At 65.9% G+C, this 26,900-nt stretch carries 27 protein-coding genes; 10 read left to right on the top strand and 17 right to left on the bottom strand.

The window, feature by feature from the left end:
- Positions 1–286 precede the first annotated feature (286 nt).
- Positions 287–946 (top strand): cytochrome c oxidase assembly protein, encoded by a 660-nt coding sequence (locus HQ314_RS20485; protein ID WP_222651119.1) that lies wholly within the window; start codon positions 287–289, stop codon positions 944–946.
- Here HQ314_RS20485 and HQ314_RS20480 read toward each other — a convergent pair whose 3' ends face one another.
- Complete coding sequence (locus tag HQ314_RS20480) at positions 947–1,429, bottom strand: nuclear transport factor 2 family protein (protein WP_222651117.1); 483 nt, start codon at positions 1,427–1,429, stop codon at positions 947–949.
- The gene (locus tag HQ314_RS20475) at positions 1,426–2,418 is read right to left on the bottom strand and encodes an SDR family NAD(P)-dependent oxidoreductase (RefSeq protein WP_222651114.1); all 993 of its coding nucleotides are present in this window, start codon (positions 2,416–2,418) and stop codon (positions 1,426–1,428) included. Before HQ314_RS20475 ends, HQ314_RS20480 begins: the two co-directional genes overlap by 4 nt.
- A gap of 339 nt (positions 2,419–2,757) precedes the next feature.
- On the opposite strand from HQ314_RS20475, the gene HQ314_RS20470 reads away from it, so the two are divergent.
- Positions 2,758–3,258: a hypothetical protein gene (locus HQ314_RS20470; RefSeq protein ID WP_222626794.1), complete on the top strand. Its 501-nt coding sequence runs from the start codon at positions 2,758–2,760 to the stop codon at positions 3,256–3,258.
- 62 nt (positions 3,259–3,320) lie between these two features.
- Here the strand turns inward: HQ314_RS20470 and HQ314_RS20465 are convergent, their stop codons facing one another.
- The 5 genes from HQ314_RS20465 to HQ314_RS20445 form a co-directional block, all read right to left on the bottom strand.
- Positions 3,321–4,151, bottom strand: coding sequence for an NAD(P)-dependent oxidoreductase (locus tag HQ314_RS20465; protein ID WP_222651108.1), 831 nt, complete (start codon positions 4,149–4,151; stop codon positions 3,321–3,323).
- Between the two features lie 5 nt (positions 4,152–4,156).
- Positions 4,157–4,966, bottom strand: coding sequence for an enoyl-CoA hydratase/isomerase family protein (locus tag HQ314_RS20460; RefSeq protein WP_222626792.1), 810 nt, complete (start codon positions 4,964–4,966; stop codon positions 4,157–4,159).
- A complete protein-coding gene (locus HQ314_RS20455) occupies positions 4,967–5,728 on the bottom strand; it encodes an SDR family NAD(P)-dependent oxidoreductase (protein WP_222626791.1) in 762 nt (253 codons plus the stop codon).
- A 101-nt stretch (positions 5,729–5,829) separates the two neighbouring features.
- Positions 5,830–7,107 (bottom strand): MaoC family dehydratase N-terminal domain-containing protein, encoded by a 1,278-nt coding sequence (locus HQ314_RS20450; protein ID WP_222651106.1) that lies wholly within the window; start codon positions 7,105–7,107, stop codon positions 5,830–5,832.
- A 68-nt stretch (positions 7,108–7,175) separates the two neighbouring features.
- Positions 7,176–8,078, bottom strand: coding sequence for a nitronate monooxygenase family protein (locus HQ314_RS20445; RefSeq protein WP_222651144.1), 903 nt, complete (start codon positions 8,076–8,078; stop codon positions 7,176–7,178).
- Positions 8,079–8,235: 157 nt separating this feature from the next.
- Here HQ314_RS20445 and HQ314_RS20440 point away from each other — a divergent pair, with 157 nt between their 5' ends.
- Entirely contained in the window at positions 8,236–9,204 is a 969-nt protein-coding gene (locus HQ314_RS20440; RefSeq protein ID WP_222651104.1) for an LLM class flavin-dependent oxidoreductase, read from the top strand.
- An 11-nt stretch (positions 9,205–9,215) separates the two neighbouring features.
- Here HQ314_RS20440 and HQ314_RS20435 read toward each other — a convergent pair whose 3' ends face one another.
- Positions 9,216–9,917 carry a FadR/GntR family transcriptional regulator gene (locus tag HQ314_RS20435; RefSeq protein WP_222626788.1) on the bottom strand — a complete coding sequence of 234 codons (702 nt, stop codon included), beginning with the start codon at positions 9,915–9,917 and terminating at the stop codon, positions 9,216–9,218.
- Positions 9,918–10,134: 217 nt separating this feature from the next.
- Here HQ314_RS20435 and HQ314_RS20430 point away from each other — a divergent pair, with 217 nt between their 5' ends.
- Together HQ314_RS20430 and HQ314_RS20425 are read left to right on the top strand one after the other, a co-directional pair.
- Positions 10,135–11,334, top strand: coding sequence for an epoxide hydrolase family protein (locus HQ314_RS20430; RefSeq protein WP_222626787.1), 1,200 nt, complete (start codon positions 10,135–10,137; stop codon positions 11,332–11,334).
- A gap of 39 nt (positions 11,335–11,373) precedes the next feature.
- A complete protein-coding gene (locus HQ314_RS20425; protein WP_094695199.1) occupies positions 11,374–12,174 on the top strand; it encodes an enoyl-CoA hydratase/isomerase family protein in 801 nt (266 codons plus the stop codon).
- 69 nt (positions 12,175–12,243) lie between these two features.
- Here HQ314_RS20425 and HQ314_RS20420 read toward each other — a convergent pair whose 3' ends face one another.
- From HQ314_RS20420 to HQ314_RS20410, 3 genes are read right to left on the bottom strand one after another with little or no spacing between them, the layout of a single operon-like run.
- On the bottom strand, positions 12,244–12,648 hold the full coding sequence (locus HQ314_RS20420) for a nuclear transport factor 2 family protein (RefSeq protein ID WP_222651102.1): 405 nt from the start codon (positions 12,646–12,648) through the stop codon (positions 12,244–12,246).
- Between the two features lie 54 nt (positions 12,649–12,702).
- A complete protein-coding gene (locus tag HQ314_RS20415; protein ID WP_222651101.1) occupies positions 12,703–13,518 on the bottom strand; it encodes a mycofactocin-coupled SDR family oxidoreductase in 816 nt (271 codons plus the stop codon).
- Entirely contained in the window at positions 13,515–14,837 is a 1,323-nt protein-coding gene (locus HQ314_RS20410; protein ID WP_222626783.1) for an MFS transporter, read from the bottom strand. The genes HQ314_RS20415 and HQ314_RS20410 overlap by 4 nt, the downstream gene beginning before the upstream one ends.
- Positions 14,838–14,996: 159 nt before the next feature.
- On the opposite strand from HQ314_RS20410, the gene HQ314_RS20405 reads away from it, so the two are divergent.
- The 3 genes from HQ314_RS20405 to HQ314_RS20395 all read left to right on the top strand — a co-directional run bounded on the left by HQ314_RS20405 (position 14,997) and on the right by HQ314_RS20395 (position 18,932).
- Positions 14,997–16,121, top strand: a complete 1,125-nt coding sequence (locus HQ314_RS20405; protein ID WP_222651099.1) for an acyl-CoA dehydrogenase family protein — start codon at positions 14,997–14,999, stop codon at positions 16,119–16,121.
- Positions 16,122–16,145: 24 nt separating this feature from the next.
- Entirely contained in the window at positions 16,146–17,333 is a 1,188-nt protein-coding gene (locus tag HQ314_RS20400) for an acyl-CoA dehydrogenase family protein (protein WP_222651097.1), read from the top strand.
- A 69-nt stretch (positions 17,334–17,402) separates the two neighbouring features.
- Positions 17,403–18,932 (top strand): class I adenylate-forming enzyme family protein, encoded by a 1,530-nt coding sequence (locus HQ314_RS20395; RefSeq protein WP_222651096.1) that lies wholly within the window; start codon positions 17,403–17,405, stop codon positions 18,930–18,932.
- 78 nt (positions 18,933–19,010) lie between these two features.
- Here the strand turns inward: HQ314_RS20395 and HQ314_RS20390 are convergent, their stop codons facing one another.
- Positions 19,011–19,787, bottom strand: a complete 777-nt coding sequence (locus tag HQ314_RS20390) for an SDR family NAD(P)-dependent oxidoreductase (protein WP_222626779.1) — start codon at positions 19,785–19,787, stop codon at positions 19,011–19,013.
- 105 nt (positions 19,788–19,892) lie between these two features.
- On the opposite strand from HQ314_RS20390, the gene HQ314_RS20385 reads away from it, so the two are divergent.
- Positions 19,893–20,711, top strand: a complete 819-nt coding sequence (locus tag HQ314_RS20385) for an MBL fold metallo-hydrolase (RefSeq protein WP_222626778.1) — start codon at positions 19,893–19,895, stop codon at positions 20,709–20,711.
- Positions 20,712–20,738: 27 nt separating this feature from the next.
- Here HQ314_RS20385 and HQ314_RS20380 read toward each other — a convergent pair whose 3' ends face one another.
- The 5 genes from HQ314_RS20380 to HQ314_RS20360 all read right to left on the bottom strand — a co-directional run bounded on the left by HQ314_RS20380 (position 20,739) and on the right by HQ314_RS20360 (position 25,706).
- Positions 20,739–21,683 carry an SDR family NAD(P)-dependent oxidoreductase gene (locus HQ314_RS20380; RefSeq protein WP_222626777.1) on the bottom strand — a complete coding sequence of 315 codons (945 nt, stop codon included), beginning with the start codon at positions 21,681–21,683 and terminating at the stop codon, positions 20,739–20,741.
- Positions 21,680–22,741, bottom strand: coding sequence for an ABC transporter substrate-binding protein (locus HQ314_RS20375; protein WP_222626776.1), 1,062 nt, complete (start codon positions 22,739–22,741; stop codon positions 21,680–21,682). The genes HQ314_RS20380 and HQ314_RS20375 overlap by 4 nt, the downstream gene beginning before the upstream one ends.
- A gap of 40 nt (positions 22,742–22,781) precedes the next feature.
- On the bottom strand, positions 22,782–23,651 hold the full coding sequence (locus HQ314_RS20370) for an ABC transporter permease (protein ID WP_222651094.1): 870 nt from the start codon (positions 23,649–23,651) through the stop codon (positions 22,782–22,784).
- A complete protein-coding gene (locus tag HQ314_RS20365; RefSeq protein ID WP_308014239.1) occupies positions 23,648–24,397 on the bottom strand; it encodes an ABC transporter ATP-binding protein in 750 nt (249 codons plus the stop codon). Before HQ314_RS20365 ends, HQ314_RS20370 begins: the two co-directional genes overlap by 4 nt.
- 154 nt (positions 24,398–24,551) lie before the next feature.
- Positions 24,552–25,706 carry an acyl-CoA dehydrogenase family protein gene (locus tag HQ314_RS20360; protein WP_261781916.1) on the bottom strand — a complete coding sequence of 385 codons (1,155 nt, stop codon included), beginning with the start codon at positions 25,704–25,706 and terminating at the stop codon, positions 24,552–24,554.
- 107 nt (positions 25,707–25,813) lie between these two features.
- Between HQ314_RS20360 and HQ314_RS20355 the strand changes: the two genes are divergently transcribed.
- Positions 25,814–26,764, top strand: a complete 951-nt coding sequence (locus tag HQ314_RS20355; RefSeq protein WP_222651093.1) for an acyl-CoA dehydrogenase family protein — start codon at positions 25,814–25,816, stop codon at positions 26,762–26,764.
- Positions 26,765–26,900: the final 136 nt, after the last annotated feature.

The raw sequence follows: 26,900 nt of genomic DNA, 5'->3' as shown, positions 1-26,900 counted from the left end.
GTCGGCACCCCGACGTGGACAGACCGAACCCACGCTGCTGAGGGTCGGCCTTCTGGCCCTGGCTGAACTCGTCGCTGCATTCATCGTGGCTCGCGGGTTGATCTTCGTCGGCTCGAGACTTCGTGACGACGGAAGCGGAGCCTCGGCCCCTTCCGTCCCCGCGATCGCATCAGACGGCGGCACGAGTGGTCATCACCACCACGCCGGATCGTCGATGGACATGACTGCCCACACCGTCAGTTCGAGTCCATCGATGAGCACGTGGGCACTGTTGGCGACCGCCTGCGTGGCCGGCGCGGCGCTGTGGATGGCGCGACGTCGCCTGACCACGCGCTTCTCTCAGGTCTCGGTCGACGCAGCACTGGCGGTCGCGGCGGTGTCGGCGGTTGTCGTTGCGCTCTTGCCGTCGGTTCGCAGCGCTGCCGACATGTCGCACCTTGCCATGATGACGCAGGTGATGATCCTCGTAATGATCGCTCCGGCACTCGCATCCGGCTTCCTCCGGCAACGGATCAGATTGTCCACGAGAGTTGTTCGAGTCGCGGCTGTACCTGTCGCGCTCGGCTACGTGATCGTGATGTACCTCTGGCATCTGCCCATCGTCACGGTGACCGGAACATCGGCGGGCGTGTTGTCCACGGCAGCGCTCCTGGTCGGTCTGTGCCTGTGGTGCTCGATTCTGTCCGACGAACGCCCCGAGATCGAGAAGACCCGGCGGCTGACTGTCTATGTCGCCGGCATTCCGGCCGGCATTCTCGGACTTGCCCTCATCATCGCCACGGAGCCCATCATGGCAGGGCACGTGCACGGAACCAGCGGCCTCGGCGCGATCGCCGACCAACGGGCGGGCGGCGTTGTCATGATGCTGGTCGAGGCAGTGTTCCTGATTCCGATCCTGCTGCCTCACAACGAACGTCGAGGGACTGTGAGCGCTCGCGTCGCGTGATCACCCAGCGTCAGGAACGGTGGGTTCGCCGACGACACCGTCTTTCAACGTGACCGCATGGCGCCGCTGTATCCGCCACTGACCAGCAGTGAAGACGTACTCGTCCTCGTAACGACCCACCGCGGCGACCCGGTTCTGCCCTCCGTCCACACGGAAGACGAACCAGTCGGAAGATGCTGTGGCAGTTCCCTCGCCGAGGTCGACATCGATGAGAGAATTGGTGGTGATCTGCTTCATCACCCATCCTGCGTGCGAGGCACGGATGTACTTCTCGAGGCCTTCGGTTCCCTCTGCCCGCACCCCCTCGGGACCGGTGAATTGCCCGTCCGCAGCGAAGAGACCCGCCCATTCGCCGTAACGTCGCGCGGAGACGAACTGGCTGTAGCGCGCCATGACTCGTTGTATTTCCTGCACCGCCACAAGCCTCAGGAGCTGCGACGGCAAGGTCCGTGCATCCTCCGGGTGAGAGTCGGCGCCCGTCACGAAGTCGCCCCGCCGGCAGTGCCCGCAGATCGCGGAGCGAAGGCAGCGATGAGTTGACGCTCGTCCGGGCTGGACGTCGGCTCGCCGAACTCCGTGCGATCCCGAATCGCGCTCAGATTGTCGATGACGTCCCGAGCTCCGTAGGACGATGGATCGCTGGGGTACCACCCGCGCGTCACGGCCGTGAACACCTCCGCGATCCGTCCGTACCCGATCGAATAGACGGAGCCGGTCCCCGTCCACTCGTCACTGCTCAACGCGACGACGAGCGGTGCCACCTCGTCTGTCGTCAGTGGCGGAGGTCCCGGCACTGAATCGGTTGTCGCATTCTGACCGGTCGCTGATCCGGCGAGGCCGACGATTGCCCCGTGTGCGGCTTGCGACCTCGGCGTACGCGCCATCGGCATGACCGTGTTGGCAATCACGCCGAATTCGTGGCCTTCCAGAGCGACGGCGCGAGCCAGTCCCAGGATCCCAGCTTTCGCGGTCGCGTAGTTACTCAGACCAGTGCCGCCGAAGGCTGCGGTATTCGAGCTCACGAAGATCACCCGGCCGAATGTCCGTTCCTTCATATGACCGAATGCGGCTTGAGTGACGAGGTACGAACCGATCAGGTGGGTGTCGAGGACTGCGCGCAAGTCTTCCTCGGACATCACGGCGAACGGCGATGGCCGGCGATTACCCGCGTTGTTGACCAGAATGTCGACCGATCCGAACGTGTCCAGAGCGTGCTGTACCACGGCGCGCGCACCTTCGACCGTGGCAACCGAGTCGTAGGAGGCCACGGCCCGGCCCCCCGATCTGCGAATCTCTGCCACGACTTCGTCCGCCGGCGCGCGGTCAGCGCCCTTGTCGGTCGTGCTCGCCCCCAGGTCGTTGACGACCACGGACGCGCCACGCTCGGCGAGGGCAAGCGCATATGCCCTGCCGAGGCCGTTACCTGCACCAGTCACCACTGCTGTCCGATGGTTCATCACGATGTCGGTCATCGACCCGCCTTTCATCGTTGCTCATCTCTCCGGGTCGCACGGGGGGTCGGCGAGACGTGCACCCCGGACGGCGCTCACAAGCAACAGTCAACTTGGCAATTAAGTATGCTTAATCGATCAAAGCTTGGCAGAGCCCGCCGTCGGAGTCAACTGTCCTCACGGGGTTCCCTGCAACCGCCACATCACCTAGTTCCACAGAATGAGTATCCTGTTCAGAGTGACTCCCACCGATGTCGCGGGTGCCGGATCGAGCGTTGACATGCGCGTCCGCAGCCATGGCAGGTTCGCCAGAAGTAGAAGTGATGACTACAGACAAGAGGCAGCGCAATGCGGAGAATCGTGACGGCGTCCGACACCGAGGGCAAGTCGTACGTCGTGAGTGACGGAATGCCCCCTCGCGCATTTCATTTCACGACGACGGATGGACGACATACGCGCGAACGCGTTGTCGGTGTTCCAGATCTCGGACCGTCTTCCGGCTTCGTGGCAGAGCTCTGGAGAGATTCGGCCGGAGGTACGGTCCACGGTACGAATGATCCTGTGTCGGGCGACGAACCGTTCACGCCGAACGTGAATCCTGGTCAGGTCGTGTTGAGACAGGTCAGCTACGGTCCCGGGTATCGAAGCCCCATGCACCGCACGAGTTCTCTCGATTTCAACGTCGTGGTCGCGGGGAGTGTGACGTTGATTCTCAGCTCCGGACGGGGAATTGTGATGGAGCAGGGCGATTCGCTCGTGATTCCAGCGACCGAACACGCGTGGCTTGCCGGGCCGGACGGATGCACGGTCAGTGTGGTGAATGTCGGAATGGTGTCGGAATTCGACAGCAATTGGGACTGACGAGGACGAAAGAGACCACCGCGAGCCCGTCGTGAACCGACACGACGGGCCCGACGCATCGATCAGCGAGGATCGACGAAGATGTCGAGGGAAATGGGCTCGATCCCGCCGTAGATGCTGAGGTCCGAGACCCCCGCCTCTGTGAGAACGTCCACGTCGATCAGCGTCTGTCCCGTCAGTTCGCCCTTCTTGCGTCCGAGAACGGCGACGGCAGCGTCGGCCATGATCTGCGGTGAGCGCGAGTGCGCGACGCCTTCCTTTCCTCCGAGCAGGTTCTCGACAGCTGCGGTGGCGATGGTGCTTTCGGGCCACAGGCAATTGCAGGAGATCTGCTCGTCGGCGTACTCGGCCGCAATACCCAACGCCGCCAGGGTCATGCCGTATTTCGCCAACATGTACCCCGGGTGCTTACCGAGCCATTCTTTCGACATGTTGAGGGGCGGCGACAGCGTCAGGACATGTGGATTCTCCGACTCGACCAGATGAGGCAGACATGCCTGCGTCAGAGCGAACGTGCCTCTGACGTTCACCTGCTGCATGAGATCGAACCGCTTCAACGGTAGCTCGGTCGTCCTCGACAAGTTCAGAACGCTGGCGTTGTTCACGACGATGTCGATGCCGCCGAATGTCTCCGCTGCAGTAGCCGCGGCACGCTGGATGTCCTCGTCGTTGCGAACATCGCCGACAACCGCGACGGCGTGTCCGCCGACTGCGACGATCTCGTCGACCGCGGTGTGAACAGTGCCGGGAAGCCTCGGGTCGGGAGTGTCGGTCTTGGCGAGCAACACCACGTTTCCGCCGCGTCTACCGATTTCGAGTGCGATCGCGAGTCCGATTCCGCGACTGCCGCCCGACATCACTGCCGTTCTCCCTGCAAAGCTGTTCGTCGTCATGGTCGTCACTTTCGGTCCGTTGACACGCCGGTCGTGGAGAACTGTGCCGGTCGACGTTCCACGAATGCGGCCACGCCTTCCCGTCCGTCGAGTCCGCCTGCTGCCGCACGAATTGCGCGCGCCTCCGCGTCGAGGTGGTCCACGAACGATGAGGTCAGACCTTCGTGGACGAGTGCTCGGGTGGCGCGAACGGCAGATGCGGAACTCGCTGCGATCGTCGCCGCCAACTCCGCCACCGCATCTGCGCTGGTGCCGTCGTCGACGACTCGGCTCACTGCACCGAGCGTATGAGCCTCGCCAGCGCCCAGCGTGCGTCGAGTCAGGAACAGATCCAGGGCAACCGATCGACCTACTGCGCGAGGGAGGGACCACGACATGCCGCCGTCAGGGGTCAGGCCTACTGCCCCGTATGCCGTGCGGAACTGTGCCGATCTTTCGGCGATCAAGATGTCGCCGAACAATGCAAGGCTCATTCCGGCACCCGCGGACCACCCCTGCACCCCGACGACGATGGGTACACCGGACGACGCCAGGGCCTCGAGGCATTCGTGGAGCCGAACCGCCAGAGTCCCGACGTAGTCGTCGGGGGAAGCCGCCGAGGCGAACCCCGCCAGATCTCCCCCGAGGCAGAAGTTCTTCCCCCGAGCGGTGATCGTGATGCAGGAGGTCGACGGACCGATGGCTCGAACGGCTTCCGCCAACTCGTCGACGAAGTCGAAGTCGATGGTGTTGCCACCGTCCGGGTCGATCAGCTCGATGGCGAGGATACTGCCCGTCGGCCCGTCGGTGACATCGAGTCGAACCTTTGTCGTCATCTACTTCGGTCCCATCCGGATAGCGCCGTCGAGCCGGATGGTTTCGCCGTTCAGCATGGGGTTGTCGATGATGTGCGAGACCAGGGCCGCATACTCGGCGGCTTTGCCGAGCCGCGACGGGTGTGGCACCTGCTGCCCGAGCGACTTCTGTGCTTCTTCGGGAAGTGTTGCCATCATCGGAGTTTCGAAGATTCCCGGCGCGATGGTCATGACCCGGATCTGGTGGCGTGCGAGCTCGCGAGCAACCGGAAGCGTCAGCGCGGCAACGGCGCCCTTGGACGCGGCGTACGCGGGCTGCCCGATCTGTCCGTCGAATGCTGCGACGGAGGCGGTGTCGACGATGACGCCGCGCTCCTCGCCGATGGGGTCGGCTTCGAGCATCTTCTGTGCGCCGAGGCGAATGAGATTGAACGTTCCGACGAGGTTGATGCGCACCACACGTTCGAAGTCTTCGAGCGGCAGCGGCCCGCTTCGCCCCAGCACTTTGCCGGGGGTCGCGACGCCGGCGCAGTTGACGACCACCCGAACCGGCCCCAGCGAACCAGCCACCTCGAGAGCTTGGGCGACGTCGTCGCCGGAGGTGACGTCGGTCGGCACGAAACGAGCCGCGTCGCCGATGCGCAGCGCCGCGTCGGCGCCGTCGGAGCTGGGGAGGTCGAGGAGCACCACGCGTGCCCCGCGCTGCGCCAGAGCGATGGCGGTGGCGTTTCCCAGTCCGGATGCGCCGCCAGTGATCACTGCTACTGCACCGTTGATGTCCATGTCGGTCCTTTGTCGCGTGTGGGGGCGCTCAGCGGGTCGCCGCCGAGTGGGCGATGACGAGCTGCTCGATTCGGTGGTGATGTCCACTCACCGGGGCGGTCTCATCTCCGGCGTTCGGCAACGAGCTCCAGGTGCCGCGCGTACATCTCGGCCGCCTTGCGCTGTTCGCTGATCTCGGGCTGCGGAAGCACCACCGCACCACCGATGCGACTCGGTAGAGCAACCGTGGCGGTGCCGAAGGTGGTCTTCTCGCCACGCTGGTTCGTCATCTGCATCTCGATGTCGACCACACCACCTTCGGGGGTCTGACGTTTCTGGGTGATCGCACCCGAGATGAACTGGGTGTCGCCCTGATAGTTGAACTTGCGCATCGAGTCCTCCTGCCGGAGCACGAAAGCATCATCGCCGGCCCAGTCGGTCAGGTAGTGGTGCAGCCATGTCTGTCTCATGACTCCGTAGTCGTAGGCGCGCGGATTGCCGATCGCCTTGGCCCACTCCGAGTCCCAGTGCAGACGCTGAGCGACGTCCGGGACACCTTGGTCGTTCTTGACGAAGAAGGCCGGGATCCGCTGCCGGTTCTCGTGCGCCAGGCGACTCGACTTCAGGCCGTAGGGCGCGAAGCCGTAGCCACCCGCATGGAAGGCGATGATCTCGGTGGTCGTCAGAGGTCCTTTGACCATCGGTGGCAGATCGTCGCCCACGGAAACGTCCTCCCAGTACCGCGGATCGGCACCGCGCGGACCTTCCTGGGCGTAGATCTCCTCGATGCGCCGCATGTCCTCGTCGGTGTACGACGCGGGCTCGATCGTCGAGTTCTTGCCGCGCTCCCGAGCCTTCTTTCGTTCGCTGAGGACCCGAACGACTCGCTGGATCGCGACGATCTCGCCACGCTGGTTGAGGCGAACGCTGCGCCGAACCTGGATCACCGACGTTCCGGAGAATTCCGAGTTCTTGACCTCGATCGATTCCTCGCCCGCATAGCCCACGATTCGGTCGCCGGGCAGGATCGGCCGGAACCACTCGTTGCTCCCGCCCGACACGAAGACATGGATACCGGTGAACAGGCCCTTCGCAGCGCGCTTGATCTCGTCCGGCATGGGATCGCCCAGCATCGGCGCCCCCATGATCTGGGACATGATGTTCGGCGCCACCTGCGAGCCCCAGCGCGTCGTCTCCCCGTAGTGCTCGTCGGTGTAGAGCGGGTTGCTGTCTCCCACGCCCCACGCGAAGTTGCGAATGCTGTCGTAGGACGCCGTCGTGACGTGCTCCTGGTTCTTGATCGGCGTGTCGACCCCCAGAAGGAGCCGGGCGCGCTCCACGTCGCCGTCGGTGAATACCGCCTCGGTGGCCTTCTCGAACTCGGTGGTGACGTCTGTCATGATGCGGCCTTCCTCGATTGAACGGGCCGGCGGCGTCCGCGCCGCCGGTACATGGTGATCCCGGTAGGTCAGCCCGGAGCCACGGCAGTGGCGGTGCGAACCGGCACTGCGCTCGCGGCGTCGTACTCGACGCGTAGTCGGTCGACGAGGACCGCGACGGGGGCGACGTCCTCGATCAGATCGACGCCCTGGCCTGCAGACCAGACGTCTTTCCAGGGACGTACCCCGTCTCTGGTACGCGCCGCGAGTTCTCCGTCCAGGTCCAACCCCAGAGCGGCGGCCGACGGGCGCAGCCATCGGGCCGGACCACCACCACCGAACGGGGTGAAGACGAGATCGTCGGACGTGGCCTCGACCAGCATGCGCTTGTACTCCGGCGGCGCCAACGACTCCTCGGACGCGATGAAGCGCGTGCCCACGTAGGAAAGGTCGGCCCCGAGCACCTCTGCGGCACGGATCGCAGCTCCATGTGCCACTGCGCCGGCCATGACGATGGTGCCGTCGAAGATCGCGCGTAGGCGCGGAACCAAGATCAGGTGGCTGACCGTGCCGGCGTGCCCACCACCCCCGGAACCGATGCACACCAGCCCGTCGACGCCGGCGGCGATCGCCTTCTCGGCGTGCCGCCAGGTCGTGACGTCGTGGAACACCTGCCCGCCCCACTCGTGGACGCGCTTGGTCAACTCGGTCGGATCACCGGCCGCAGAGACGACGATCTCGACGCCGTGACGGGCACAGATCTCGAGATTGGCGGGGATGTCGTCCGGAGACACCCGTCCGGTCAGGTTCACTGCCAGCGGTCCGTGAACCACGCCCGGACGCGCAGCCTCATCGGCTGCAAGTCCTGCGCGGATGTCGCCGAGCCACTGGTCGAATCTCTCCAACGAACGAGCATTCTGGCGAGGCAGCACTCCCATGAGCCCTGCCTTGCACGCCTCCCGCACCAGGTCCGGACCGGACACGAGAAACATCGGCGCGCACACGGCAGGTACGGCCAATCGGTCACGCCACGCGTTTGTCACCGGCTGCCCTTCGAGTCATCTGACGACGCCTGATCGCCACTTTCGTCTATACAGTACCCTCTTTAGGAGAGAGACGCACCCGCGTCCAGGAAAGACGGGGCCTGGGATGAAGGTCGGCATACATATAGATGTACGCAATCCCGCGGGTTGGCGAGCACCGTGGGACCGCGTCTACGGGTTCAATCTCGAGCTGAGCCAGGAGGCGGAGCGCCTCGGCCTGGAATCGGTCTGGCTCTCCGAGCACCACCTGTTCGACGACGGCCACCTCCCCCAGCCGTTGACGTTCGCCGCCGCGGTCGCGGCCCGGACGTCGTCGATCCGCATCGGGACGGCGATCATGCTCGCCCCGCTGCGGGTCGCTGCTCATCTGGCAGAAGAGGCGGCGGTCGTCGATCAGCTGAGCAGTGGCCGTCTCGAGCTCGGCCTCGGCGCGGGCTATCGAGCCCCGGAGTTCGACCTCTACGGCGTCGACATCGACCAGCGTTTCACCGACACCACTGCGCGGGTCACCGAGCTGCGCGCCATCTGGGCCGAGGGTGTGGTCACGCCGCCGACAGCTCAGGAGAGGCTGCCGATCTGGCTGGGCTACAGGGGCCCCAAAGGAGCGCGTCGCGCCGGTCTGCTCAACGAGGGCCTGCTGTCGCTCGATCCTGGTCTGTTGCCCATCTACCGAGCTGGGCTGCGCGAGGGCGGGCACACCGAAGAGGAAGCACGCATGGCAGGTCCCATGAACCTATTCGTCAGCGACGACCCCGAACGTGACTGGGCGATCGTGCGAAAGCACCACCATCACCAGTGGGACTCTTATCGCCGTATGTCTGCCCAGGAGACCGGCGTTCCGGTGCGACCTTTCGACGGCGAGAGGGCCCGCGCTCGGGGGCTGACGCCTGGACTGGGCAACATTCTGGTGGCCACTCCGGAGGATGCTGCGGCCCAGATTCTCGAACGGCTCGCAGGGTGCCCTGTCGTGCGAATATTTCCGTGGGCATCGCCCGGGGCCCTCCCCGAGCAGCTGGCCATGCAGCATGTGCGCACACTGGCACAGAGTCTTGCGCCCCTGCTGGCGGACGCCTGACCCAGTGAAAGTCAGCGGTAGTAAGCAGACATCGCTTCGAGGTGCTTGGCCAGGCGGTGTTGCGCCACCGCCAGGTCGCCGTCGATGAGCGCCTCGACGATCCGGCTGTGCGTGTGGTGCAGGACGCCTGCGGTCTCCGGATCGTTGGGAATGTTCTGCTTGGCTCGCTGCTGGGTGAGCCTGACCAACACGTCGACGAACAACCGCAGCGCGGAATTGCCTGAGAGCTCGGCGAGCAGAACGTGCAGATCACTGTTGTGAGCGCCGACGCCTTCCGTCTTCATGACGCGTCCCTCGTCGGCGATGGCCTCTCTCAGACGAGCGATCTTTGCCTCGTCGAGATTCTCGCTGAGCTGACGCAGGCACGTGAATTCCAGCGCCGTCCGCACTGCGAACAGATCCTGCTGTCGGACCGAGGCGAAGTCGAGGTACAGCGCAGCCGATGCCAACACCGACTCGATGTTCGGCTCAGTGACGATCAGACCGCCGCTGGGCCCACGACGCATCCGAGCGACGTTGTGGCTCTCGACAATGCGGATACCCTCGCGAAGCACAGCCCGGCTCACCCCGTGCTGCGCGATGAGGTCGGATTCCGACCCGAGGTTCGCGCCGACGGGCCACTTCTTGGCCATGACCTCGGCCTCGATCCTGGTAGCCACACGATCGGCCAGCTTCGTCGAGCCACCGGTCTTGGCGACAGCGGCCTCCGGCATCCGCTCATCGATTTCCGATCCAGGGCGGGAGTCGTTCGAACCATCTGACTCGACCTCCTCGGAGCTTGAGGCCACGAACTCTCGTTGAGTACTCATAATGCTCCGCATCATATCCGAGTAATGCCGCGATTCACGCAGCGAACGATGTAGGTTCAGCAATACGGTATACTTTATCAGCCCGCCTCACACGTCCGCAGCCCGCCTCCGGGAGGTTTTCATGATCCTGCAGCGCTCTGTCCGAGACCTCACCCTCACCACCCCTGTCTCCGCGGTCGACGATCTGCGCCGACGGCTGGAGGGCACCCGCTGGCCCGACGACGTCGCGGACTCGGGCTGGGCGGCGGGCATGCCGATCAGCGCCCAGCGTGAGCTGGTAGATCGTTGGATGAACTTCGACTGGTCGGCGAGGGAGACAGAGCTGAACCGGGACGATCACCATCTCGTGACGGTCGGTGGAAATCAGATCCACGCCGTGAGGCACCGGGGCACGGGACCGGCCCCTCTGCCCCTGGTGATCACCCATGGGTGGCCGAGCACGTTCCACGAGTGGCACAGGGTCATCGGCCCGCTGACAGACCCGGAAGCCCATGGCGGCGACCCTGCCGATGCGTTCGACGTCGTCACGCCGTCCCTGCCGGGCTACGGGTACTCGCCGGCTCCTTCGAAGCCCGGGACGACCCCGCGCGACATCGCCGCACTGTGGGTCGAGGTCATGGCCGCTTTCGGCTACGACCGATTCGGAGCCCAGGGCTGCGACTGGGGGTCCTTCGTGACCTCCTTCCTGGGACTGGATCATCCCGACCGCCTGATCGGGGTGCACATGGGAATGGTCAGCCTCGGCGCCCCCCGAGAGCCCGGAGTCTCGCCGAGCGCCGAAGAGAAGGAGTACGCCGCACGCTTTCGCGCGTGGCGAGCGGTGGAGCACGGGTACGTGGCCATCCAGTCGTCCAAGCCGCAGACGTTGGCCACGGCGCTCACCGACTCACCTGCCGGAATGGCGGCCTGGATCGTCGAGAAGTGGTCCACATGGTCGGATCGCCACACAGACGGCAGTTCGATGGTGCCGTGGGACGACATCCTGACGACACTGTCGATCTACTGGCACACCCGCACCATCGGCAGCGCCAACCGCCTCTACTACGAAGCCGCCGTTAAGCCGCAGGGTCTTACGGCCGGCGAGCGCGTCGAGGTGCCGTCCGGATTCTTGCTCGAGACGGGTTCGCACCAGCGTGTGACGGGGCGGCAGCGCGGCACGGCCGCCGCGGACAGGTTCGGTGCACCTCCCCGTTCACGCGTCGAGCAGGCATTCAACGTCGCGCGGTGGACGGAAGCGCCGACCGGGGGACACTTCCCCGCCCTCGAGACACCCGACCTCTACGTCGACGAGGTTCGCGAATTCTTTCGACCCCTCAGATGACTATGCCCATCATCCAGTCAACAGCACGAAGGAACCACCGTGACCAGTGAAACAGGGGTCGACATCACGCGAGACGGCGTCGTCCTGCGTGTGCACCTCAACCATCCCGCCTCCGGCAACGCGCTGAGTCAGGCCGGCATCGACGCCTTCGTGGCGGCGCTCGACGAGGCGACCCGGTCCAACACCGTCAGGGTCATCGCGTTGACCGCCGAGGGGCGACACTTCTGCACGGGAATGAACCTCGTGGAGGCCAATACCACCAACCAGGAGCGGCCACGAACCGGGCACCTGCGCCGGCGCACGAACCTCGGCGCCAACCGTCTGGTGAAGACGTTGATCGAGGTGCCCCTCCCCGTCGTGACGGGAGTGCGCGGGTGGGCCGCGGGCATCGGCAACATGCTCGCGCTGTCATCGGACTACGTGGTGGCGTCGGAGACGGCCAAGCTGTGGGCACCCTTCGTGGGGCGTGGCTTCACCCCCGACAGCGGCACGTCCTACCTGTTGCCCCGCCTGGTCGGCACGCAACGGGCCAAAGAGATGGTGCTGCTCTCGCGCCCACTCCCGGCCGAACGAGCCGAGCGTTGGGGACTGGTCAACGACATCGTGGCGGACGACGCTGTCGAGGAGAGAGTCGAAGAAGTGGTGCAGGAGTTCGCCCGCGCTGCGACCGTGTCCGTCGGACTGGCCAAGCAGATGCTCAACCGCAGTCACGAGATGACCCTCGAACAGGCTCTCGACCGCGAGGCCACGGCGCTGGAGATCTCGCTGCGTACCGCTGATTTCAAGGAGGGCATGTCTTCGCTGCGCGAAAAGCGGGACCCCGAATACCGCGGTACCTGAGCGAAGGCAGATCGGCCGAGTGTTCGACGAAAGGGGGTGACGTCATCGACGTCACCCCCTTTCCGACGGTCACAACGGGCCGTCGAGCTCCAGCGTCCGCTCCTGCCACCGCCAGGTCTCGCCGTGCCTCACCAGCCGGTCCCGATAGCAGCCGGTGGCACGAAGGGCCGGCGGCTGCGCACGCCCCGACGCCAAGGTGAGGTAGTAGACCGCGACCGCCGAGACGTCATCGACCTCCTCCACCCACAGGTTGGTAACGATGTGACGGGAAGTGCCGACCGGCTTCGCCCACCCTGCGTTGAGCCTCTCGACGATCGTGTCGCGGCCTTCGGCCCGGCGCAGCTCGGCACCGTCCAGGGTGAACGTGAAGTGTCCGTCCTCGGCCCAGGCCTCCGACACGATGTCGGCGCGTTGGTGATCGATGCCATAGACCGCGCGTGAGATGAACTGGCTTATGGATGCGTACTCGTCCATGGGAACTCTTGTTCTGTCGTGGGATGAACGGGATGGACGGCGGACGGGGGCGGTTCAGACCTTGGTCGCGCCGTGATCGATCGGTATCTGGGCAGCCGTGATGGTGCGTGATTCGTCGGAGGCCAGAAAAACGACCAGGTTCGCGATGTCCTCGGGCGACGACTGCCGCGGCTCCTTCAATATCTGCTGCAGCAGGGGTCCGTAGTCAGGGTGCGACCCGAAGACGGCCTGGCCGTCCGAACCGATGACTCCCATCTTCGTCGTGACGCCCCACGGGTGGATCGTGTTGACGCGGATCCCGTACTCGGCAAGCTCGATCGCGGCCGTCTTGGCCAGGCCGACGACACCAGATTTTGCTGCGCTGTAGGGAGCCTGCGCAGGCAAGGATTTCAGCCCTGCAACCGAGCTGGTGATGATGATCGAACCACCGCGGCCGCCTTCGATCATGGCCGGGACCGCTGCTCGCATCGTGTTGAAGACCCCCGTCAGGTTGACCGCGACGACGTCGTCCCAGGTCTGCGGATCGATCTCCCAGAAGCGACCCCAGGTGACGAAACCCGCATTCGCGACGACCGCATCGATCCGGCCCAGCTTCTCGACCCCGTCGCGGACGACACTCTCCAGTCCGGCCAGGTCACGCACATCCACGACGCGGTGAACGATCCTGCGACCCAGCGCCTCGACCGCGGCCACCGTCTCCTGGAGATCCTCCGGCGTCGCGGCGTCGTAGTCCATCACGGCCGGCGCCGCGCACACGTCGACTGCGATGATGTCTGCACCCTCCGATGCCAGCTCGACGGCGTGAGCTCGGCCTTGACCCCGCGCCGCTCCGGTGATGAAGACGACCTTGTCCTTCATGCGATCTGTCATGCGATCCCCTCTGTTCTCTTGCGGTTGATGCTTGTGCCCGACGCCAGGATGCGGCGCCGGCCGGGGTGGTCTGTCGCGCCGAGCCGGCGCGGCCGACACAGCGCGAGTACTGCCAGGACGAGAGCGCCGCTGACCAGATAGGCCGCCTCGAGTGACACGGCGTCCGCCAGGAAGCCGTTGAGCGCTGCGGCGAGTGGGCGCAGACCGAGGAACGACATCAGCCACAAGGCCATGACGCGTCCGCGCAGCTCGGCGGGACACCGCTGTTGGACGATGCTGGTGAGGCTCGCGATCGCGGCACTCATGCCGATTCCGGAGAGCAAGAACAGAGCCAGGGTCACGACCAGTGGGGCATCGATCGCCGACAGCGCCGTGACTACGCCCATGAGCGCCAGGCCGGCCGAGGCGACGAGCGGCTCGCCCCATCGTCGCTGGGCCCGGCCCACGAGCGTGAAGGCCAGAGCTGCACCGATCCCGAAGGCCGACACGATCCACCCGGCGCCCTCCGGCCCCAGGCCTCGTGCGGATGCCGTCACCGGCCCGAGCGTCAACGGGGGGTCGGCGGCGACGCCGACGGCCGCCACACCGATCAGCGCAGCCACCATGGGTCCGTCTGCGCGCACGGCACGCACTGCGGCCCGCACCGAGTAGTCCGTGCCGCGCTGCTTGGTGGGCGTCAGCCGGCCGAGCCGAGCCGCCGCGACGAAGGCGGCGAACCCGAGACCGGCTGCCGCTGCACCGGCCAGCGCCCAGGCCGCACCCAGGCTGGTGAGCGCGACGGCTCCGAGAGCCGGGCCGACCGCCCGGGCCGCCGTCATGGGAAAGGTGTTGAGCGTGACCGCAGTACCGATCTCGTCGTCCCGGACCATCAGCGGCACCATCGACTGCAGGGCAGGACTACCGAGGACGGTGCCGACACCGGCGATCGCCGAGCAGATCACGACGGGTGCGGCGCTGGACATCGACGACACCCCGCCCTGCAGCCAGATGACCAGTGCCAGCGCGGCCGAACCGCACGCCTGCACGAGCCGCCCGATGATGATCTGCCGGGCGGGGCTGCCCCTGTCTGCCAGTGCGCCCGCCCACGGCGACAGCACCAGCTGAGGTCCGAACTGTACGGCCGTCACCAGTCCGACGACGAGGGCCGAGCCGGTGATCTGATACACGACGACGGCGGCCACCAGGTTGTGCACCCAGACACCGCAGGTCGCGACGATCTTGCCCACGAAGAAGCCACCGAACACCGGGTCGAGAAGCAGTGCGCGCGCTGTTCGCGGCGATGGTTTCCCAGCACGCGGCGCGACTGCCTCTGAGGGCACTGATATTTCCTCTCCGGTCGAGAACTGACCCGATGGTGAACCCCTGATTAGGACGAATCAAGTTACGAGCGAGTGTTCCACCGAGTACAGTATCCTTTATACACACGCGGCGGTGACACTGTCATGGCGGTCAGAGCGCGACGTTCCTAGGTTTCAGGGGTGCAACAGGTGTCCATGGTGTTCGAGTCGGAGCAGGAACAGCTGCGTGACGTCGTGAAGGATCTCGTGCGAGTCGCGAGCCCCACGTCGCGCGTCCGAGAGGTTGCCGAGTTCGAGACGGGTCACGACGCCGAGCTGTGGCGTCGACTCGCCCGCGACGTCGGGATCGCTGGACTCGTCATCCCCGAGCATCTCGGCGGGAGTGGCGTCTCGTTCGCCGAGCAGGCCGTCGTCCTGGAGTCACTGGGGGCAGGGCTTGCCGGATCCGCCTTCCTCTCCAGTGCGGTCATCGCCACCCATGCCCTGCTCGCAGCCGACGACGAAACGACCTCCGGCCCGCTGCTGGAAGCGCTGGCGAGCGGCGAGCGACTCGCCACTCTGGCCTACGTCGAGCCCACCTGTTCCTGGCACCTCGACGACGTGTCCATGTCGGCCCGAGCCGACGGCCACACCACCTACCGGCTGACGGGCACCAAGGCATTCGTCCTGAACGGGGCGTCCGCCGACTCCCTGCTCGTGGTCGCGCGCACCGACGAGGGGCCCACCCTGTTCCTCCTCGACGAGACCGACCGCGTGTCGCGTACCCCGATGACGGTGCTGGACGCGACCTGGCCGATGAACACGGTCACGTTGGACGGGGCACCAGCAACTCGCGTCGGTGCTGCCGGTGCCGCGGCCGACTTCCTGGCACCGGTCCTGGACATCGCTCGCACCGCTGTGGCCCTCGATGCCGTGGGCGGCGTGCAGCAGTGCTTGGACATGAGCGTGGAGCATGCCCGTACCCGCGAGCAGTTCGGTAGACCGATCGGCTCCTTCCAGGCCGTGAAGCATGCCTGCGCCGACATGCTGATCCATACCGAGACGGCTCGTTCGACGGCCTACGACGCGACCGCGGCCGCCGTGCGTGATCTCGAGGCTCTGCCCGTCGCAGCCGCGGCTGCGAAAGCCGCGTCGGCCGACTCGTACCGCGACGTCGCCGCCGAGACCGTGCAGGTGCACGGTGGCATCGGGTTCACCTGGGAGCACGACGCACACCTCTACTTCCGACGCGCTCAGTCATCGGCACTGTTCCTCGGCACGGCCGATGCGCATCGTGCCCTGCTGGCCGACCGACTCGCCTTCTGACCTACCCACCCCGAGGACGCCATCATGACCGGTACCACTTCTCTGGACGATTTCACCGCGACGGCGCGGAGCTGGCTGGACGCACGACTGCCGAAGCGCGATCGGTCGCGCCGCGCGTGGGGCGAGGGCGACGACGACGTCTCGGTCTTCCACGACCTCACTCGTGAGGAAGAGAGTCGACTCATCGCCGAGGCCTCGGCGTACGAGCAGGAGAAGTTCGACGCCGGCTTCGGCGGCATCACGCTTCCGGCAGAGCTCGGCGGCAGAGGCTTGTCGCACGAGCACGAACGCGCCTTCCGCTCCGTCGAGTCCGCCTATCGGACTCCGCCTGCGCACGAGTTGCTCACGGTCACGATGGTGCTGGTCGGAAACACCATCGATCGCCTGGGGACATCGGAGCAGAAGCTACGGTTCCTTCCGGCGCTGATGAGTGCCCGCGAACTGTGCTGCCAGCTGTTCTCGGAGCCGGGTGCAGGCTCCGACCTGGCCTCGGTCTCCACCCGGGCTGTCCGCGACGGTGACGAGTGGGTAATCGACGGGCAGAAAGTCTGGAGCTCCGGAGCCCAGTACGCGCAGTGGGGTATCTGCCTCGCCCGCACGAACACGGACGCGCCCAAGCACCACGGCATGACGATGTTCCTCGTTCCGCTCGATGCGGAGGGGATCGACGTGCGACAGATCCGTCAGATGAGTGGCGGCTCGACGTTCAACGAGGTGTTCCTCGACGGAGTCCGGATCGACGACTCGTTGCGCATCGGCGATGTGGACGGCGGGTGGAAGGTCGCGCTGACAGTCCTCGGATTCGAGCGCGGCGGCGGCGAGAACCGAGGCGGCACGTACTTCGAGGTGTTGGCCCTGGCGCGCTGGCTCGAGAGGACGAAGGACCCGATCGTCCGTCAGCGTCTGGCGACGCTGTACATCCAGCGCCGCCAGTTGGCCGTGACCGCCCGGCGCGCGCGGAAGGGCGGTCCCCGCGCCCCACACGGGTCCCTGATCAAACTGCTGTACACGCAGCACCAACGGACCATCTCGGAGACTGCTGCAGATCTGCTGGGTCCACGACTGATGGCAGACACGGGCGAGTGGGGCACGTTCGCCTGGACGACGTTCGTGACGGGCGCACCGGGCAACCGCATCGCCGGGGGGACCGACGAGACCCAGCGCAACATCCTGGGCGAACGCGTCCTGGGTCTTCCCAGAGAGCCCAGCTGACCGACGGAGCACCACCGGGCGCTCCGCACACCCCCTGAACACACCACCTAGATGGGTATACTCAATAACATGACCGAGCCTACTGACCTGCCCCGACGCATGCGCGACGTGACGGCGATCGATCCGAGCGCCCGCGCTCTGCAGATAGCCGACCGGTGGCACTCGTGGGGTGCCATCGCTGCCGGAGGTGAGGTCCTTCAGACCGTGCTCGGCTCGATGGGTGCCTCGGTACCCGGAGCGGGCGTCGCGGTCGTCATGCGCAACGGTGCCTCGACCGTCGCGGCCACGGTCTCGATCGTCGCATCGAACCAGGCGATCCTCACCCTGAGCGATCTGGTCCCGAACGAGCGCCTCGCAGACACGATTCGCGCCGTACGCGCGGTCGCGATCGTTGCCAACCCACAGGACTGGACCGAGGCCACGTTGGCGTCCGCGCGCGACATCGGGGCCGCCGCCATCAGTGTGGAGGGAGACGACCCGTCGACCTTCGCGGTGATTCAGGAAGCCGGGTACGCCGCCGGAGACCTGGTCGGCCGTCTGCACCCCGGCGTGGCACTGGAGATGATGACCAGTGGCACCACCGGCCCGCCCAAGCGGATCCCCCTGACCTACGCGTCGCTGTCGGCGGCGCTGGACGCCAGCCGTCACTACGCCTCGTCAGCCGAGGAACCGTTGAGCCTGCGCAAGAGCGTTGCGGTCGTGGCTCTGCCCATGGTGCACATGGGCGGGGTCTGGACGACGCTTCTGAACTTCGCGGAGGGCCGTGCCGTCGCGATGCTGCCCAAGTTCCAGATCGACGGATGGATCGAGCTGATTCGCGAGCATCGGCCCATCGTGGCCAACGTGCCGCCTGCCGCGCTCACGATGCTGCTCGACCGCGAGACGGAGAAAGCCGATCTGGCGAGCCTCAAGGCTCTGACCGTCGGCACGGCTCCGGTCAGCCCCGAGCTGGCCGAACGATTCGAGGCCACCTACGGAATCTCGGTCCTGACCGTGTACGGAGCGACCGAGTTCGCCGGTGGTGTAGCGGGCTGGAGCCTCGCTGATCGCAGAAAGCATGCCCAGACCAAGCGGGGCAGCGTGGGTAGGACTCACTCCAACGTCGAGATGCGGGTCGTCGATCGCGACTCGTTCGCTCCACTCCCGTTCGGTGACGTGGGCCTCCTGGAGCTGCGCTCCGCGCAGCTCGCGATCGACTCGGTGGATTCCGACGGCTGGGTCCGCACGGACGACCTCGCGACCGTCGACGCCGACGGCTTCCTGTGGATCAAGGGCCGTGCGGACGACGCCATCATCCGTGGTGGCTTCAAAGTCTCCGCCGGGCAGGTCGCCGAGACCTTACGGACCCACCCGCAGATCCGTGATGCAGCCGTGGTGGGTATGCCCGACGAACGGCTCGGAGAGATCCCGCACGCGGCCGTCGAGCTGGAGAAAGATGCCGATATCGACGGCAACGCGATCCGAGGCTGGTTGCGTGACCACCTCAGCGCCTATCAGATTCCGGCTCAGGTGTTGGTCGTCGAGAGTCTGCCCCGCAGCGCATCGCTGAAGGTCGACTCCGTCGGTGTCCGCGCGCTGCTGGCGAACACGACCGGCTGATCGGGAACCTCGCCGGCCCGGTACGTCGGACCTTCACGCAGCGGTGTCTCGGGATGTGACACCGCTGCGATCCGGCGCTCACGCCAGTGGCTGGGGCACCGAACCGTTCGACCCGTTGGCGGAGGCCTGGCCGGCGGAGCGTGAGTCACCACGGGGGGTGGTCAGCGAGGCACCGCCGTCCGACTGCACGACTTGACCCGTGATCCACCCGGCCCGCATCAGGTTGACGATCGAGTCGGCGATGTCGTACGAGGTGCCGATGCGGCCCAGAGGAGTGACCTGTTCGATCTTCTCGACGTACCCCGGGATCTGGAGGTTCTTGGCCAGCATCTGCGTCTCGGTCGGGCCGGGCCCGATTGCATTGACCCGGATATCGTGCTCGCCCAGCTCGCGCGCGGCAACGCGGGCCAGGTGGTTCACGCCCGCTTTGACGGACGAGTATGCCGACAGGTAGCGATCGGCAAGGATGCCGTTGTTGCTCGAGATCAGGACGAACGAGCCACCTGTCCCCTCCTCGATCGCTGTGCGTGCCACAGCCTGGATCGAGAGCATGACTCCACGCATACCGACGGCGAAGACCCTGTCCCAGGCCTCGACGTCGTGGTCGATGATCAACGAGCGGTGCGGCACGGCCGCGGCTGCAACGAGCAGAGACGGTCGACCGAATCGCTCGACCGTCTCGGCGATCGCGGCGCCGACCGCAGCGGCGTCACTGACATCGACGTGGATATCGGGAGAACCCCCGAGGTCCCACGAGACGGGGACGGCTCCGCTCTCCCGAAGAAGCGCGACGGAAGCGGCCCCGATTCCGGAGGCACCACCGGTCACGACGGCGACTCGACCTTGTAGATCCATGACACTCCTGGCGTTCGACCCGAATAAGTATACTGTTATGAGTATCAGCAAAAGGTGCCCGTGACAAGGCATCCGCGGTGCGCAGCGCTCGGAAGGAGCCGAACCATGCAGATCGGGTCGATCAGAATCGATGGAGTTCGAGACGGGGAGATCCGCATGGATCCGACCTTCGTGTACCCGACTCGCACGATCGACGACTGGCAGCCGTACCTCTGTCACCTCGACGGCGGGGAGTACGTCAACAGCATCGGTGGCTACCTGGTCCGAACGGGCTCCGCGGTCATCCTGGCCGACGTCGGCGTGGGTGTCGACCCGCCTGCCCCGTTCACCGGCGGCGACTTCCTCGACGAGCTCGCTGCACTCGGGGTCGCCCCCGAAGACGTCACGCATGTCGTCTTCACGCACCTGCACTTCGACCACATCGGCTGGGCGGTGAAGGACGATCGGCTCGTCTTCGAGCGAGCGCAGTACTTCGCCCACGAAGCCGACTGGAGCTACTTCTTCTCCGATCACTACCGAGGGGTCCGTATCGAGCGTCAGCAGGACAGGCCCAGCACCCAGCTGGCCCCGCTGGCCGACTCCGTGAACCGCTGGGACGGTGACCAGCTCGAGCTCGTGCCCGGAGTAGTCCTGCGTCACGCCCCGGGCCACACTCCCGGGTCGACCATCGTCGAGCTCGTCTCCGACGGTGAGCGCGGGCTGCTGCTGGGCGACGTCGCACACAACCCCGTCGAGCTGATCGACTCCGACTGGCCGGGTGTGGCTGACTGCGAGCACGGCGAAGCACGCAGCTCGGCCGCTCGTGTGGCCGACGATCTGGTCGCTACGAGCACACCTTTCGCCCTGGCCCACTCCCCCGGGTTCCACTGGGCGCGTCTTGTCGAAGGCCACGACGGCCGTCGCGAGGTCGTGCCGGTGCAGTAGCACCGGCGCGACGTCCGACCAGCTCGATCAGCGATCGATGGGCGGTGGCCACGGCGACTCAGCCGAATCGGTGTCCGCCAGGAGACCGGGGACCCTGGCACTCAGAGCCTCCAGGGTCCACTGCCGATCGGCGACGATGGACGCGCCGTAGGTCGCCGGGAGCACGGTCGTGACCTGGTGGCCCACCACGGCGAAGGCGGCGCCGGTGATCGTGGCCGCCTCGTCTCGAAGGAGGTGGATCACGAACGGCGCGACATTGGCCGGGTCCCGCCACGTGCCGGCGCTGTCCTCGCTGCGCATGGACAACCCGGCGACGTCGACTCGGCCGGGTTGGTCGGCCCACACCTTGTCGGTCATCCGCGTGGAAGCTCCCGGCAGGATGCAGTTGACCGTGATGGCGTGCTCCGCCAGCGCCTTCGCACTGCTCGACGTCAGCGCCATGACGCCTGCCTTCGCTGCAGCGTAGGCAGGCTGGATCTTGGGAGCCTTGAGTGCGGCAGCCGACGAGAAATGCACGATTCGACCACTGGTGCCCGACGCGATCATGGCTCGGGATGCCTCGCTCGTACATGCGAAGTGGCCCCCGAGGTGCACGTTGATCACGTCGGTCCACTGCTGCTCGGTGATCTCGTGCACCTGCCCGTGATCGAGGATCCCGGCGCAGCAGACCATGGCGTCGAGGCGACCGTAGGTGGTCAGCGCGGTTGCGACCACCCGTGCCGCACCGGCCGAGGTGGAGACGTCCTCCACGCTGGCCGTCGCAATGCCGCCGTCCGTCTCGATCTGCTCGACGACCTCGGTCGCGGGACCCGCCGAAGTCTCCCTCTGGTCGACCGGACCGCCGACGTCGGCCACCACGACGCTGGCTCCCTCTTGGGCAGCGAGGATCGCGATCGCCCGGCCGATACCGCGGCCGGCCCCGGTGACCACCACGACCTTGCCCGCAAGAACCGGTACTGCGGCCGCAGTCACGGTGTGATGCCGTTGGCGAAATCCATGAACCGGCGGTCGATGACGTCGTCGTTCGTCAGGTCACCGGCCTCCCCCTGCAAGAGGTCGGGGATCTGGCTCCAAGTCTGGGTGTGCGCCTCGACCCAGCCGTCCGGGAAAGCCAGATCCGTCGGGTACAAGTCGGACTTGGCAGTGTCGAGCGCTCCGGGTGCCAGGCCTAGTGCCTTCTCCATCTCGGCGCGCATCGTCGGATCGGCAATGTAGTCGCCCTGGAGACGGTTGACGTAGACGGCTCGTAGGGCGGCGGTGAACGCCTCACCGACGGCGGCGTTCCCACTGATCAGATTTCGCCCGAAGACGTAGACCGAGATCGGGAATCCACTGACCACCTGTCGTCCGACCTTGACGCCTCCTCCACTCTTGTTGATCTGGAAGGTCGAGGGCTCGTTGAGCGTGGCCATGAAGATGGAGCCGTTCTCGAGCGCGGGAATCTGGTCCGCCTCGGTCATCATGGTGATGTCGACGTCATCGATCGACAGTCCGCCCTCCTTCAGCAGGCGAGTCAGCGCGATCATCGTGGCACCGGCGTTGCCTTGAGAGGATGCGATCGTCTTACCTTTGAGCATCGAGGGATCGAACGTCCGACCCTCCAACAGCCTGGTACTGACGTAGAACCCCGCCTCGTTCTCGTCGAGGAGCTGGTAAGTGGGCGCAGCAACCCGGACGTCGGCCCCACTCGCGATGGCGTTGAGCAGGCCTACGCTCATGCCTCCCTGGTAGACGTCGATGTTGCCGGTCGCCGCGAGCGCCGTGGCATCAGTCGTCGGCAGGACGGTGTTCTCGATCGTGATGTTCCGCTTCTCGAACTCGTCCCACTCGTTGAACAGGAAGGGCGGGAAGCACGAGACCGTCTGGCACGGTGAGGTCATGGTGATCGTGGTCGGCTCGGAAAGGCGGCCGTTCTCGTCGACGGTCACGCCGGACGATGCGTCGCCGTTGCCGCCGCAGGCGCTGAGAAGCACGCCGATCACGGTGGACAGTGCGATAACGCGCGCAGCTCGGGTGGGCGACAGGTTCATGCGAATCCTTCTTCTCGGGAGTCGAACGGTCGAGGCGTGGTCACCGTCGTGAGCGCTGCGAACGAGGCGCCCACGGAACGCACCAACGACCGACGAGCTGGATGGCGTTCGTGAGGAAGAACCCGATCAGAGCGACGAGGATGATGCCGACGTACATCCGGTCAGCGGCGAAGATCTGCCACGAGTTCCAGATCATGTGGCCCAGCCCGTCGTCGCCGGTCACGAACTCGACGCCGATCAGGATCAAGATCGACTGGCCGACGGCAATCCGAAGTCCGACGAAGATCTGGGGCAGTACCGCCGGAATCAGCACTTTGCGAAGCATGCGGCCGCGACCCACCGCGAAAGATCGTGCGGTCTCGAAGTAGCCCTCAGGAACATCGAGGACAGCCTCCAACGCGGAGATCCAGGTGATGAAGAAGACGCCGAGCGCGACGAGGATGATCTTGGGGGTTTCTCCGAGGCCGAAGATCATCAGCAGCAACGGCAGGATCGCCAGCTTGGGGATCGTGTAGAACGCCGACAGCACGGGCTCGAGTGCGGCCCGCGCGATGCGCGACAACCCCAGCAGGACGCCCGCAGCCGTCCCGATCAGCGTGCCCACGACGAAGGCGATGAGCCAGGCCTTCATCGTGACGAGGAAATCGCCCTGCAATGACCCGCTCCGCACCATGTCGACGGCCGTCATGGCGATGTCGGACGGCGGCGGGAAGAACCGCTTGTCGATGAAACCCGTCTGGCCACCGATCTCCCAGGCGGCAAGCAGGATGATGGGCGTGGCGATACCCAACACCTGGTTCTGCAGTCGGCGTCGCCGTGCGAACTTGTCTGGATCGACGTCGTCGGGCCCCGGGTCGATCGAGACCACATGCCCACCAGGAGTGGAGTTGCGTTCACGGAGGACAGTCATGCGTTGCTCCTTGCCGGCGTGGTCTGGACCTGGTCTGCCAGCAGCTCCCACAGATGCTGCTCGAGGCGTGCGAATTCGGCGTGCGAGCGGAGATCCGACGTGCGCGGGCGATCGAAGGGCACCCGAACGTCGGCAATGATCCGGCCCGGCCGAGCCGACATGACGACTACACGGTCGCCGAGCAGGATGGCCTCGTCGAGGCTGTGCGTCACGAAAACCACGGTCCGCTGGTTCTCTTGCCAGATCGCCAGCAACTCGTCCTGCAGCACACGGCGCAGCTGTGGGTCGAGCGCGGCGAACGGCTCGTCCATCAAGAGGATCTCGGGCTCGAACGCGAGCGCGCGGGCGACGGACACCCGCTGACGCATGCCACCGGAGAGAGCTGACGGATAAGAGTCGCGGAAGGCCGCGAGGCCGAGGCGTTCGATCCACATGTCGGCTCGTCGTGAGGTGTCCTCCGGTGTCAGCCCCTTACCCTCGAGCGGGAAGCGAACGTTCTCCTCGACGCTCATCCAGGGGAGGATGCTGTAGTCCTGAAAAACCATGGCTGTCAGAGGAGCCGACGTCTCGTGTTCGACTTCGATCTGTCCGCTCGTCGGCCGGATGAGCGAGTTGAACATCCGCAGGAGCGTCGACTTCCCACAGCCCGACGGGCCGAGCAGACACACGAACTCCCCGCTCTCGATGGTGAGGTCGACGTTCTCCAGCGCGATGACCGGACGCTTGCCGGGGAATCGCTTGCTCACCCCGGAAACTGTGATCTTGGCTGCCACTGGTTGCTCCCTTCGGGGTTTCGGCGGGCATGCGGTCATCGCCGCGCGCCTCCGCTCTGTGCAACCATGACGAACATCACAGTCAACGATTGGAGTGTACTCATTTATCGAATCCGGGCAACTGCCCTCAGCCGCGCCGAGGCGACAGGAGGCGTCGACCGACCAACATCTTCTGGATCTCGAGCGCGCCGGCCGCCACGGTGGCGGCCTGCGCATACCGCCAGTGGTGCTCGAGGTGGCCCAGAGCCGGATGCGTGCCGGGAGCATCCGGCGCCAGCGCCGTTACCCCTGCCATGTCCATCGCCACGTCGGCGACCTCCTGCTCCACGAGCGTCGACGCGATTCGGGCGATCGGGCCCCCTGCAGGCGTCTCCTCGCCCCTGACCCGTCCGTCGTAGTTGCGGTAGTTGAGCAGCCTGGCGACGAGCACGTGGACCATGGCCGCTGCAAGGTCGGTCGACGCCGCGGGACTGCCGCCCTGTGTGGCCTCTCGCGCTTCCGCCAATATCCGATCGGCCCGCGCATACCGGGGAATGCCGACCCTCTCGAACGCGAGACCAGCCGTCATGATCTCCCAGCCGTGGTCGACAGTGCCGAGCACTTCAACGTTCTCGACGAACACGTCATCGAAGAACACCTCATGAAAGTGGTTGGGCCCGAGCATGGTCGGGATGCGTCGGACGGTGATGCCCTCCCGGTCCATCGGGACCAGGAACACCGTGAGGCCGTCTTGCTTGCGTTCCAGCACCGAGGTGCGAGCGGCGAGAACGCAGTACTGCGCATGGCTGGCATAGGACGTCCAGACCTTCTGACCCTGGACCCTGAATCCGCCCTCCACCTTGGTCGCCCGCGTTGTGAGGGACGCCAGGTCCGAACCGGCGTCGGGCTCGGAGAACCCCTGACACCATTGGACGTCACCACTGGCGATGCCGGGCAGGTGCTGCTCGCGCTGGGCCTCGTTGCCGAAGGTGATCAGGGCGGGCCCGATCCACGTCACGCCCATGTACTGGCCGCCGCGAGGCTCGTTGTGAGCCCACATCTCCTCGTTGAAGACCACCTGCGACCACACGGACGCGTCATCGCCTCCGTACTGCCGCGGCCAGGCGCGGGTCAACAGATTCTGTGCTCCGAGCTTGCGGCAGAAGGCCCAACTGGCGGCCAGTGGTTCCTCGAAATTTTCGACGAAGATGCCGGGATAATCGGCCGGCATCGACTCACCGATGAGCTCTCTCAGGTCGGACCGCAACTCGGTCTCGGAGGAAGAGAAGGCGTAGTCCATCATCAGGGACTCCTCGGGACATCATGAAGACCGACCCCTCGGCCGACCAAAAGAAGTATACTCATTGTCATGAATTCGACAGCCACCGCACGGGCCGGAAGAGCCTGTTCGTGGACCTGACCACCCCCGAGGTCGCGCTCGACGTCGCACGATCGGCGCGCGCATCCTTCGGTGCCGACGACCTCGCGCTCGCGCGGTCCAGCCGAACGGACGCGGCCGGTGCACTCTCGACGGCGGTCGAACGATTACGACACGTGGGTCTGGACGATCTCGACGGACTCGACTCCGATCCGGAGTTGGCGATGGTGGCATGTCTGGTAGCCGAGGAGGCCGGGCGTGCCGCACTCCCCGCGCCAGTCGCCGCCCTCATCACCGGCGCCGGCATCGGGCGATCCGTGCCTTTGCACGCCATCGACCGCGGTCTCGACCAGGTGCTGCTCGACTACGCGGCTCTCCTGGATCAGAGCCACACCATCGATCCGTCCGGTCAGATCGTTCCGATGATGGCGACTCCCCTCTCCGCGGATCCCAAGATGCTGGCGCCGCATGCCGCCGTGTGTCGACCGGTCGGAAACGGTGAGGTGGGCTCACCTCGCACCTGGGCCTGGCACGAGACGTTCTCCGCCTTCAGTAGCTCCGGTGCGATGAGCCACGTTCTCGACCTGGGAGCACGACACCTCAACGAGCGCATCCAATTCGGCAAGCCGCTCAGGACACGTCAGGCACTGGAGTACCGGTTCGTGGACGCGGCCGTCGCGGCACGGGGTCTCCGCGAACTCGCACTGTTCACGGCGTGGCGGCTCAACGCGGACCCGACGGCCGGGGAGGGCGCAGCGCTCGCCCTGCGCCTGGTCCACCTCGAGACCGTCCGGGACGTCATGCGCCACATCCACCAGATCCACGGCGCGATCGGCTTCTGCTTCGAGCACGATCTCGCACTTATCAGCCAATACCTGCAGTTCAGGCGGTACCAGCCCGTCCCGTTGAGCGAGACCCGAACGAGGCTGGCCGATCACATCGACGACATCCCGAGTCTGCATCGCGCCGGATCGCTGGGCTGACCTCGCCGCCGCTGAGATCGGCCGCTGTTCGTCGGTCGCTGTTCGATCACGCGCCGTTGACGGCAGCGGGTCCACTCCCCCGTGCCAGCTGTCTAAAAAAGTGTACTTAGTTGAAGACGCGGGCTGATCTTGTTGT

Source organism: Rhodococcus sp. BP-332, from assembly GCF_019836065.1.
Taxonomy (GTDB): Bacteria; Actinomycetota; Actinomycetes; order Mycobacteriales; family Mycobacteriaceae; genus Rhodococcoides.
The sequence above is the reverse complement of the archived record's forward strand: the minus strand, read 5'-3'. Positions and strand labels throughout refer to the sequence as shown.

What these genes read in the sequence shown, in the direction of transcription:
- HQ314_RS20475 (WP_222651114.1), bottom strand. Translation starts at nt 2,418, where the DNA reads ATGACCGACATCGTGATGAACCATCGGACAGCAGTGGTGACTGGTGCA.
- HQ314_RS20465 (WP_222651108.1), bottom strand. Translation starts at nt 4,151, where the DNA reads ATGACGACGAACAGCTTTGCAGGGAGAACGGCAGTGATGTCGGGCGGC.
- HQ314_RS20460 (WP_222626792.1), bottom strand. Translation starts at nt 4,966, where the DNA reads ATGACGACAAAGGTTCGACTCGATGTCACCGACGGGCCGACGGGCAGT.
- HQ314_RS20455 (WP_222626791.1), bottom strand. Translation starts at nt 5,728, where the DNA reads ATGGACATCAACGGTGCAGTAGCAGTGATCACTGGCGGCGCATCCGGA.
- HQ314_RS20450 (WP_222651106.1), bottom strand. Translation starts at nt 7,107, where the DNA reads ATGACAGACGTCACCACCGAGTTCGAGAAGGCCACCGAGGCGGTATTC.
- HQ314_RS20445 (WP_222651144.1), bottom strand. Translation starts at nt 8,078, where the DNA reads ATGTTTCTCGTGTCCGGTCCGGACCTGGTGCGGGAGGCGTGCAAGGCA.
- HQ314_RS20440 (WP_222651104.1), top strand. Translation starts at nt 8,236, where the DNA reads ATGAAGGTCGGCATACATATAGATGTACGCAATCCCGCGGGTTGGCGA.
- HQ314_RS20435 (WP_222626788.1), bottom strand. Translation starts at nt 9,917, where the DNA reads ATGCCGGAGGCCGCTGTCGCCAAGACCGGTGGCTCGACGAAGCTGGCC.
- HQ314_RS20430 (WP_222626787.1), top strand. Translation starts at nt 10,135, where the DNA reads ATGATCCTGCAGCGCTCTGTCCGAGACCTCACCCTCACCACCCCTGTC.
- HQ314_RS20420 (WP_222651102.1), bottom strand. Translation starts at nt 12,648, where the DNA reads ATGGACGAGTACGCATCCATAAGCCAGTTCATCTCACGCGCGGTCTAT.
- HQ314_RS20415 (WP_222651101.1), bottom strand. Translation starts at nt 13,518, where the DNA reads ATGACAGATCGCATGAAGGACAAGGTCGTCTTCATCACCGGAGCGGCG.
- HQ314_RS20400 (WP_222651097.1), top strand. Translation starts at nt 16,146, where the DNA reads ATGACCGGTACCACTTCTCTGGACGATTTCACCGCGACGGCGCGGAGC.
- HQ314_RS20395 (WP_222651096.1), top strand. Translation starts at nt 17,403, where the DNA reads ATGACCGAGCCTACTGACCTGCCCCGACGCATGCGCGACGTGACGGCG.
- HQ314_RS20390 (WP_222626779.1), bottom strand. Translation starts at nt 19,787, where the DNA reads ATGGATCTACAAGGTCGAGTCGCCGTCGTGACCGGTGGTGCCTCCGGA.
- HQ314_RS20385 (WP_222626778.1), top strand. Translation starts at nt 19,893, where the DNA reads ATGCAGATCGGGTCGATCAGAATCGATGGAGTTCGAGACGGGGAGATC.
- HQ314_RS20375 (WP_222626776.1), bottom strand. Translation starts at nt 22,741, where the DNA reads ATGAACCTGTCGCCCACCCGAGCTGCGCGCGTTATCGCACTGTCCACC.
- HQ314_RS20370 (WP_222651094.1), bottom strand. Translation starts at nt 23,651, where the DNA reads ATGACTGTCCTCCGTGAACGCAACTCCACTCCTGGTGGGCATGTGGTC.
- HQ314_RS20360 (WP_261781916.1), bottom strand. Translation starts at nt 25,706, where the DNA reads ATGATGGACTACGCCTTCTCTTCCTCCGAGACCGAGTTGCGGTCCGAC.